This window comes from Cellulomonas endophytica (assembly GCF_004123805.1).
GTDB lineage: Bacteria > Actinomycetota > Actinomycetes > Actinomycetales > Cellulomonadaceae > Cellulomonas > Cellulomonas endophytica.
Genome location: NZ_RWJX01000111.1, coordinates 1 through 8,342 on the forward strand (window position 1 = coordinate 1; position 8,342 = coordinate 8,342).

General features: G+C 77.0%; 9 protein-coding genes. 8 read left to right on the forward strand and 1 reads right to left on the reverse strand.

Features of this window, described 5'->3' with window-relative positions:
- The first annotated feature begins 216 nt into the window (after positions 1-216).
- From EJA20_RS17425 to nusB, 4 genes are all read left to right on the forward strand, one after another.
- The gene (locus EJA20_RS17425) at positions 217-831 is read left to right on the forward strand and encodes a hypothetical protein (protein WP_129339795.1); all 615 of its coding nucleotides are present in this window, start codon (positions 217-219) and stop codon (positions 829-831) included.
- A 49-nt stretch (positions 832-880) separates the two neighbouring features.
- Positions 881-1,312 (forward strand): hypothetical protein, encoded by a 432-nt coding sequence (locus EJA20_RS17430; protein WP_129339796.1) that lies wholly within the window; start codon positions 881-883, stop codon positions 1,310-1,312.
- A gap of 210 nt (positions 1,313-1,522) precedes the next feature.
- Entirely contained in the window at positions 1,523-2,086 is a 564-nt protein-coding gene (gene efp / locus EJA20_RS17435; protein WP_129339797.1) for an elongation factor P, read from the forward strand.
- A 1-nt stretch (position 2,087) separates the two neighbouring features.
- Positions 2,088-2,504 carry a transcription antitermination factor NusB gene (gene nusB, locus EJA20_RS17440; protein WP_129339798.1) on the forward strand — a complete coding sequence of 139 codons (417 nt, stop codon included), beginning with the start codon at positions 2,088-2,090 and terminating at the stop codon, positions 2,502-2,504.
- On the opposite strand, the gene EJA20_RS17445 is transcribed toward nusB, so the two are convergent.
- Complete coding sequence (locus tag EJA20_RS17445; protein ID WP_129339799.1) at positions 2,452-4,758, reverse strand: putative bifunctional diguanylate cyclase/phosphodiesterase; 2,307 nt, start codon at positions 4,756-4,758, stop codon at positions 2,452-2,454. The genes nusB and EJA20_RS17445 overlap by 53 nt on opposite strands.
- Positions 4,759-4,877: 119 nt before the next feature.
- On the opposite strand from EJA20_RS17445, the gene pyrR reads away from it, so the two are divergent.
- From pyrR to EJA20_RS17465, 4 genes are all read left to right on the forward strand, one after another.
- The gene (gene pyrR, locus EJA20_RS17450) at positions 4,878-5,492 is read left to right on the forward strand and encodes a bifunctional pyr operon transcriptional regulator/uracil phosphoribosyltransferase PyrR (RefSeq protein WP_129339800.1); all 615 of its coding nucleotides are present in this window, start codon (positions 4,878-4,880) and stop codon (positions 5,490-5,492) included.
- A complete protein-coding gene (locus tag EJA20_RS17455) occupies positions 5,489-6,469 on the forward strand; it encodes an aspartate carbamoyltransferase catalytic subunit (RefSeq protein ID WP_129339801.1) in 981 nt (326 codons plus the stop codon). Before pyrR ends, EJA20_RS17455 begins: the two co-directional genes overlap by 4 nt.
- Entirely contained in the window at positions 6,466-7,818 is a 1,353-nt protein-coding gene (locus tag EJA20_RS17460) for a dihydroorotase (RefSeq protein WP_129339802.1), read from the forward strand. Before EJA20_RS17455 ends, EJA20_RS17460 begins: the two co-directional genes overlap by 4 nt.
- On the forward strand, positions 7,815-8,342 hold a 528-nt coding region (locus EJA20_RS17465), incomplete at its 3' end, for a PH-like domain-containing protein (RefSeq protein WP_129339803.1). The genes EJA20_RS17460 and EJA20_RS17465, both read left to right, overlap by 4 nt.

The window sequence follows — 8,342 nt, forward strand, 5'->3', positions numbered from 1 at the left end:
GCCTCCGTGGCCTCCGCGCACCTCGTCCGGCTCGGGTACGTCGTCCGAGGACGGTCGAGCGGGGTCGGACGACGCCGTGCCGTGAGGGAGCGCGCAGGGACGCGGCGGCGGCGGCTCCGGCGTGGAGGCGACGACTGCCGCGCGAACGGAGCGAGCCAGGCAGCGCTTAAAGCCGGATGCCTTGTTGCGGAGCCGACAACTCCCTAGACTTGTCCTGTGTTCGTGCTCACGATCGACCAGAAGGGCAGCCGGAGGAAGGGCGACCGGGTCGACGGGTTGCTCGCCGACCTCGCGGACGTCCCCGCGGTGCTGCCCTTCGAGCGCACGGTGGGCGACGAGGTGCAGGCGGTCCTCGACGACCCGGCCGTCGTCGTGGCGACGGCGCTGCGGGTGCTGCGCGCGGGCGGGTGGAGCGTCGGCATCGGGGCGGGGCCCGTCGACCCCCTCGCCGGGACGTCGCGGGCGTCGTCGGGGGAGGCCTTCGTGCTCGCCCGGGACGCGGTGACGGCGGCGAAGAGCCGCGCCCGGGCCGTGCCCGTCGCCGTGCGGGGCGCCGACACGACCGCGGCCGGCGACGCCGAGGCGGTGCTCGTGCTGGCTGCCGCCGTCCGGGCCCGCCGGTCGGACGCGGGGTGGCAGGCGGTGGACGCGTTCGCCGCCGACCGACGGCCCGGGCAGGAGGTCGTCGCCGCCCGCCTCGGCGTGACCCAGCAGGCGGTGAGCCAGCGGTTGCGCGCGGCGCTCGCCGCCGAGGAGGAGGCGGTGCACCCCGTCGTCGCCCGGCTCCTCGCGCGTGCCGAGCAGCCGTCGTCCACGACGGCCACCTCCTGACCTGCGCGTCCGGGTTGACAGCGGGCGTCGTGCGCGGGAGCGTCCGCGCGTGCCCGGACCGCTCGCCGCCCTGCTCGTCGTCGTCGCGCTCGCCGTCTCGGTGGCCGGGGGCTGGCTGTTCACCGTCGCGATGCTGCGCCTGGCCTCCCGCACCGGGCCCCGGAGGGGCACCGGCACGGTCGACGCCCAGGCCGCGGCGGCCGAGGCGGCCGCCGCCCCCGACGGGCCCCGCGCCCGCACGGTCCTGCGCGGCGGCACCTGGATCGGCGTGCTCGAGCGGGTGGCCGTGACGGGGGCGGTGATGCTCGACCAGCCCGAGGGCCTCGCGGTCGTCGTCGCCGTCAAGGGCCTCGGCCGGTTCCCCGAGCTGCAGAAGGAGCCCGTGGCCTCCGAGCGGTTCGTCATCGGCACCCTCGCGTCGCTGGTCTTCGCGGCGGGCGTCGGGCTGGCCGCGCGCGCCCTGCTGCTGCCCGGCGCCTGAGCCCCGGACCCGCGCCCGGCCCCGCACGCCTCGTTCGGCCCGGCGGCACCGCGCCGGGTACGATGACCGACGGCCTGCCGAGGCCGGGCACGACCGGCGCCGCGCACCGCGGCCCGTGCGGCCGACGCCGGGGCCCCGTGGACGACGCCCGGGGACGACGCCGGCCACCGACCCCCTCGGCCCTGACGGACCTGATCGGAGAACCTCGCTGTGGCGACGACGAACGACCTGAAGAACGGCACCGTGCTGCGGATCGACGGCCAGCTGTGGGCGGTCGTGGAGTTCCAGCACGTGAAGCCCGGCAAGGGCGGCGCGTTCGTCCGGACGAAGCTCAAGAACGTGCTCTCGGGCAAGGTCGTCGACCGCACGTTCAACGCGGGCATCAAGGTCGAGACCGCGAACGTGGACAAGCGCGACATGCAGTACCTGTACAAGGACGGCTCGGACTTCGTCTTCATGGACGCGGACACGTTCGACCAGCTGATGATCGCCGAGGCGACGGTGGGCGACGCCGCCAACTTCCTGCTCGAGAACCAGAACGCGATGGTCGCGCTCAACGACGGCACCCCGCTGTACGTCGAGCTGCCCCCGTCGGTCGTCCTCGAGATCACCTACACGGAGCCGGGCCTGCAGGGCGACCGCTCCACGGGCGGCACGAAGCCCGCCACGGTGGAGACGGGCTACGAGATCCAGGTCCCGCTGTTCCTCGAGACCGGCACGAAGGTCAAGGTGGACACGCGCGACGGCTCCTACCTCGGCCGCGTGAACGACTGACGTGGCGGCCCGCAGCAAGGCCCGGCGACGGGCCCTCGACGTCCTCTTCGAGGCCGACCAGCGCGGCGTCGCGCCCGCGGAGCTCCTGGCGCAGCGCGTCGTGGACCCGGGGCGCGAGGCGGCGCTGCCGCAGTACGCCGTGGACCTCGTCGAAGGTGTCGTGGCGCACCTCGACCGGATCGACGAGCTCCTGGCGACCTACGCGCACGGCTGGACGATCGAGCGGATGCCGGCGGTCGACCGGGCCGCGCTGCGGATCGGGGCCTTCGAGATCCTCTTCTCCGAGGACGTCCCGGACGCCGTGGCGATGGACGAGGCGGTCGACCTCGTCTCCCAGCTCTCGACCGACGAGTCGCCCGCGTTCGTCAACGGGCTGCTCGCCCGCCTGTCGGAGCTGAAGCCGACGCTGCTGACCTGACGCGCCCGGCCCACCGGGCCCGGTGGGCGACCCCGGCGTCGGGCTGCGGCTGGACGCCCGGCACGAGCAGCGTGCCGCTCACGGGCTCCGGGGCGGGCCGGCCCAGCAGGTAGCCCTGCACGTGGTCGACGCCGAGGGCGGTCAGCACCGCGAGCTGCGCGGCGTCCTCCACGCCCTCCGCGACCACGTCCAGCCCGTGCGCGCGGGCGAGCTCGAGGATGGCGGCCAGGACGGCGCGGCCCTGGTCCGTCCCCGACGCCACGACGAAGGACCGGTCGATCTTCAGCTCGTCGACGGGCAGGTCCGCCAGCCGCGCGAGCGAGCTGTAGCCCGTGCCGAAGTCGTCGAGGGAGATGCGGGCCCCGCGGTCGCGCAGGGCGGTCAGCACGGGGAGGACCTCCTGGGTCGCCATGAGGGCGCCCTCGGTGATCTCGAGCGTGAGCTCGGAGAAGGGCCGGTCGCCCCAGGCCGCGTCGACGGCGTCGAGGAACCCGGCGTCCGTGAGCTGCTGGGGCGCGACGTTCACGGAGACGGGCAGACCGGTGCGCGCGTTCGTCGCGGCCGCCTGCCGCAGCATGTCGGCGCCGATCGGCACGACGAGCCCCGACGACTCCGCCAGGGGCAGCCACAGCGCGGGGGCCACGGGGGTGCCGCCGTCGACCCAGCGGGCGAGCGCCTCGGCGCCGACGACCGTGAGGGAGCGGGCGCAGACGATGGGCTGGTAGTGGGCGACGAACCGCCGGTCGGCCACGGCGGCGAGCATCGCGGCGCGCCGCCGGTGCTCGCCCGCGGCACGCTCCTCCATCGCGACGTCGAAGGGCAGCCACGTCGCGCCGGTGCGGCGCGCCTCGAGCAGGGCCGCCTCCGCCCGGTGCAGGAGCGCGTCGGAGCCCTCGTCCTCGCCCGGCACCCAGGTCCCCGTCCCGAGCGTGAGCCGCACCTGGACGTGGGCGCCGGAGGTCACCGGGCCGCCCAGCCGCCCCGCGAGGCGCTCCGTGGCGGCACCGTCGAGCCGCTCGTCGACGAGCACGACGAACTGGTCCGCACCGAGGCGGGCGACGAAGGCCGTCCCGGCCGCGCGCTGCAGGTGGCGCCCGACGTCGCCGAGGAGCGCGTCCCCCGCCTGGTGCCCGTGCACGTCGTTGACGGCGCGGAACCCGTCGACGTCGGCGAGCAGCAGCGTGAGGGGTCGGGGGTCGGGCGCGGTGACGGCGGCCTGCAGGCGGGCGTCGAGCGCGAGCCGGTTGGCCAGCCCCGTGAGGGGGTCGGTGCGCACCGTGCGGTCGAGCCGCCGGGTGAGCCACCGGCGCTCCGCGACGGAGGACAGGGCCAGGCCCAGGGCGTCGCCGAAGGCCCGGCCGGTGACGTCGAGCGGCGGCGCGTGGGCGGGCACGACGACCTCGACCTCGGCGCGGTCCTGGGGGAGCAGGTGCACCCGGACGTCGAGGTCCGGGCGGCCGAGCACGGTGCGCGCGCGGTCACGGGCCGCGGCGAGCACCTCGTCGACGTCCGCCCCCGCCGCGCCCGCGACGAGCACCTCGCTCTGGACGGCCTGCCGCTCGAGCACGCGGTCCACGGAGCGCTGGATGGTGCGCCCCTGGTCGAGGGCGCGCAGGACGAGCGCCAGCGCCACGGGCACGGGCCAGAGGCCGACCAGGAGCGCCCTCGCCGGGCCGGGCGCGAGCCCCGCACCGAGCACGCCGGCACCGAGGCAGGCCACCGTGGTGCCGAACATCGCGATGTGGACGGCGCCGCGGCCGCGGGCCCGCACCGCCCCGACGAGCAGGTACGCCGCCGCCACGACGACCGGCGCCACGGACGCGGGACCGGGCGGGACGGGCAGCGGCGGGACGGACGGGGCGAGCACCTCCAGCACGGGCCCGCCGACCGCGTGCCGCAGCAGCGCCGCCACGGCGAGCGCGGCGAGCCAGGGGCGCAGCGGCGGCATGGAGGCCGGGCGCGCTCGGTGCGCGGCGAGGACGCACGCGGCGAGCAGGGCCGTGACCAGCAGCGCCTCCGCCGTCGCGAGCACCGGCACGGCCGCGGGGCCCGCCGGGACGAGGAGGAGCCCGACGCCGCGCACGACGAGCAGGGCGGCCGTGACGAGCGAGAGGGCCGTCGCCTCCCGGGGCGCACGGCCGCCGAGGCGCTCGGGCTCGCGCACGCGCCGCAGGGCCAGGGCGCCGACGACCAGCCCCGCGGTGGCGAGGTGGGTCGCCGCCGTCCCGGCCTGGAGGAGCGCGAGCGTGACCACGTCCGCCCTATCGGCACGTGGACGCCCGTCCTGACCCCCTCCGGCCCGCCGGTAGGGTGAGGACCCGACACCCCACCGGTCCTTCAAGACCGTCCTGCGAGGCGGACAAGGAGTCGCGGATGCGTGCTGGACCTCCCGTGCCCGGGGACGACCCGGGCCCACCGACCGATCGCCCGACGGCCGTCGAGGTGCTCGGCCCCGCCGACGTCGGCCGGGCCCTCACCCGCATCGCCCACGAGATCCTCGAGCGGAACCGCGGGGCGGCGGACGTCGTCCTGCTCGGCGTGCCGACCCGGGGCCTGCCGCTGGCGCACCGCCTCGCCGCCCGCATCGCGGACGTCGAGCCCGGCACGGACGCCGCGGCGCTCGTCGGCTCCCTCGACGTGACGATGTACCGCGACGACCTCGCCCAGCACCCGACACGGGCCGTGGGCGCCACGCACCTGCCGCCGGGCGGCATCGACGGCCGGACGGTCGTGCTCGTCGACGACGTGCTCTTCTCGGGGCGCACCATCCGTGCCGCCCTCGACGCGATCAGCGACCTCGGCCGGCCGCGGGCGGTCCAGCTGGCGGCGCTCGTCGACCGCGGCCACCGCGAGCTGCCCATCCGCGCGGACTTCGTCGGCAAGAACCTGCCGACGGCGACGAGCGAGCGGGTGCGCGTCCTGCTCGCCGAGACGGACGGGCGCGACGCCGTGCTCATCGAGCCGGGAGCCGCGGGGGGTGCCGCGTGAAGCACCTGCTCTCCGTCGCGGACCTCACGCGCGAGGACGCCGTCCGCATCCTCGACACCGCCGCGCAGATGGCGGCGACGCAGGAGCGCGAGATCAAGAAGCTGCCGACGCTGCGCGGCCGCACCGTGGTCAACCTCTTCTTCGAGGACAGCACCCGCACGCGGATCTCCTTCGAGACCGCGGCGAAGCGGCTGTCGGCGGACGTCATCAACTTCTCGGCCAAGGGTTCCTCGGTGTCCAAGGGCGAGTCCCTCAAGGACACCGCCCTGACGCTGCAGGCCATGGGCGCGGACGCCGTCGTCATCCGGCACCAGGCCTCCGGCGCGCCGCACACGCTGGCGACGGCGGGGTGGACCCGCGGCGCGGTCGTCAACGCCGGCGACGGGATGCACCAGCACCCGACGCAGGCCCTGCTCGACGCCTACACCCTGCGCCGCCACCTCGTCGGGGACGGCGGGCGCGCGGACGTGTACGGCCGCGACCTCGAGGGCGCGCGGGTCGTGCTCGTCGGGGACGTGCTGCACAGCCGGGTCGCGCGCTCCAACGTGGGCCTGCTGCACACGCTCGGCGCGGAGGTGGTGCTCGTCGCGCCGCCCACCCTCGTGCCGGTCGGCGCCGGGGCGTGGCCCGCCCGCGTCTCCTACGACCTCGACGCGACGCTCGCGCAGGTGCGCCCCGACGCGGTCATGATGCTGCGGGTCCAGCGCGAGCGGATGTCGAGCGCGGGCGGGGGCTTCTTCCCCAGCCCGCTGGAGTACGCCCGGCGCTACGGGCTCGACGCCCGGCGCCTGGCGGCGCTGCCCGACCACGCGGTCGTGCTGCACCCCGGCCCCATGAACCGCGGGCTGGAGATCACGGCGGACGCGGCCGACTCGCCGCGCTCCGTCATCGTCGAGCAGGTGGCCAACGGCGTCGCCGTCCGGATGGCGGTGCTGTACCTCCTGCTCGCGGGACGCAACGACGGGAGTGCGGCATGACGACGACCTGGTGGCTGCGGGGCGTGCGCCCCCTCGGCGGCGACGCCACGGACGTGCTCGTGGTGGACGGGGTCGTCGCGGCGCTCGGCGCGGAGGCGGCCGCGCAGGCCGCCGCGCGTGACGACGTGCGCGTGCTCGAGGGCGCCGGCCACGTGCTCCTGCCGGGGCTCGTCGACCTGCACACGCACCTGCGCGAGCCGGGCCGCGAGGACACGGAGACCGTGGCCAGCGGCACCCGGGCCGCGGCCGTCGGGGGCTTCACCGCCGTGCACGCGATGGCGAACACGACGCCGACGCAGGACACCGCCGGGGTCGTGGAGCAGGTCTGGCGGCTCGGCCGCGCCGCGGGCTGGTGCGACGTGCACCCCGTGGGCGCGGTGACGGTCGGGCTCGAGGGGGAGCGGCTCGCCGAGCTCGGCGCCATGGCCGACAGCGCGGCCCGGGTGCGGGTGTTCTCCGACGACGGGAGGTGCGTGCACGACCCGGTCGTCATGCGCCGCGCCCTGGAGTACGTCAAGGCCTTCGACGGGGTCGTCGCGCAGCACGCGCAGGAGCCGCGGCTCACGGAGGGCGCCCAGATGCACGAGGGCGTCGTGTCCGCCGAGCTCGGGCTCGCGGGCTGGCCCGCCGTCGCGGAGGAGGCGGTCGTCGCCCGCGACGTGCTGCTCGCCGAGCACGTCGGCTCCCGCCTGCACGTGTGCCACGTGTCGACCGCCGGCTCCGTGGAGATCGTCCGGTGGGCCAAGTCGCGCGGGATCGACGTCACCGCCGAGGTCACGCCGCACCACCTCCTGCTCACCGACGAGTCCGCCCGCGGCTACGACCCGCACTTCAAGGTGAACCCGCCGCTGCGCACGCAGGCGGACGTCGACGCGGTCCGCGCCGGGCTCGCCGACGGCACCATCGACGTCGTCGCCACCGACCACGCCCCGCACGCCCGCGAGGACAAGGACTGCGAGTGGGCCGCGGCCGCCATGGGGATGACGGGGCTGGAGACCGTGCTCTCCGTCGTGCAGCAGACGATGGTCGACACCGGCCGCATGACGTGGGCCGACGTGGCGCGCGTCCTGTCGGAGGCGCCGGCGCGCATCGGCCGGGTCGAGGACCAGGGGCGGCCGCTGGCCGTCGGCGAGCCGGCGAACCTCGTCGTCGTCGACCCCGCCGCCCGCCGGGTCGTAGTGCCGGAGGAGCAGGCCACCGCCAGCCGGAACTCGCCCCTGCGCGGGCGCGAGCTGCCCGGGCGGGTCGTCGCGACCTTCCTGCGCGGGCGCGCGACCGTGCTGGACGGCCGGCCCGTGGACGACCCCGACCGCCCGGGCGTCGCGGCCGGCGCGGCGGTGGGCGCATGACCCGCGCCGTCCTCGTCGTCGTCGCGGTGCTCCTCGCGCTGCTCGCCCTGCGCGCGATGCGGTCCGGGTGGCGCACCCGCACCACCCGGACGGAGGCGCTCGGCGTCGCACCGGCCGCCGTCCCCGCCGACCTCGGCGCGGCGCGCACCGCCGCGGCCGAGGCCACCTACGTCGGGACGACCACCCAGGGGCGCTGGCTGGACCGCGTCACCGCCCACGGCCTGGGCGTGCGCAGCCCCGCCACGGTGCAGGTGCACGACGCGGGCGTCCTCGTCGAGCGCCGCGGCGCCCCCGACCTCTTCCTCCCGGCGGACCGTCTGCTCGTCGTCACCACGGGTCCGGGCCTGGCCGGCAAGGTCGTCGGCCGCGAGGGCCTCGTCCTGCTCGACTGGCGCGCGGCGGACGGTCCCGACGCGGCCGCGCTCACGACCGGGCTGCGGCTGCGCCGCCGCGCCGACCACGACGCGGTGCTGGCCGCCGCCGCCGCCCTCGTCGGGGGCCCGCCGCCCCCGACGTCGCCCCCC

What these genes read in the sequence shown, in the direction of transcription:
- pyrR (WP_129339800.1), top strand. Translation starts at nt 4,878, where the DNA reads ATGCGTGCTGGACCTCCCGTGCCCGGGGACGACCCGGGCCCACCGACC.
- EJA20_RS17460 (WP_129339802.1), top strand. Translation starts at nt 6,466, where the DNA reads ATGACGACGACCTGGTGGCTGCGGGGCGTGCGCCCCCTCGGCGGCGAC.